Raw genomic sequence first — 457 nt, 5'->3', positions numbered from 1 at the left:
GAGGTCTCCGTGGAGCCACACGTGGCGGTCAGATGGCTCGGGCAGGGTGAGCGCGCTCTGCCACAGGTGTTGTAGATGCGCGATGTCGAGGTCGAGGCCCTGGATCGTTCGGCAGTTGTCGAAGCACCCGCTGATCCACCGGTCACAAGCGTGCAGGCCACCTCCGCGGTACCAGCTGAGCCCGCCCTGGCGAGTGGCTCCCATGAGTGGGATGGAATGCAGGCTCTGCACGATCGTCGCCAGGTCGCCTCCGAAGGCGGCCCAGTCTGTGACCGATCCCGGGCCGGCTTCATCGCCATCGATCCAGCGGTACACCGACCAGGCGAGCGGGAATGCGGAACTCCGCGTGCCGTCGTGCACCGGCTCTGGGATGCGACAGGGAAGATGTGGCGCCAGCCGTGGCAGCCATGTCTGCTCTTTCCGTACGGCCTTCGCGTTGTCCGGGGTGCGTGGTAGT

Annotated in this window: 1 protein-coding gene; it reads right to left on the bottom strand. The window is 66.5% G+C overall.

The genetic code is table 11. From position 1 onward, the window contains the following. Window positions 1–457 (bottom strand): phosphotransferase (locus tag I8N67_RS41985; RefSeq protein WP_200309670.1); only part of this gene is annotated, 457 nt, incomplete at both ends.

Source organism: Streptomyces adelaidensis, from assembly GCF_016598475.1.
In the GTDB taxonomy this organism is placed as follows: domain Bacteria; phylum Actinomycetota; class Actinomycetes; order Streptomycetales; family Streptomycetaceae; genus Streptomyces; species Streptomyces adelaidensis.
The sequence above is the reverse complement of the archived record's forward strand: the minus strand, read 5'-3'. Positions and strand labels throughout refer to the sequence as shown.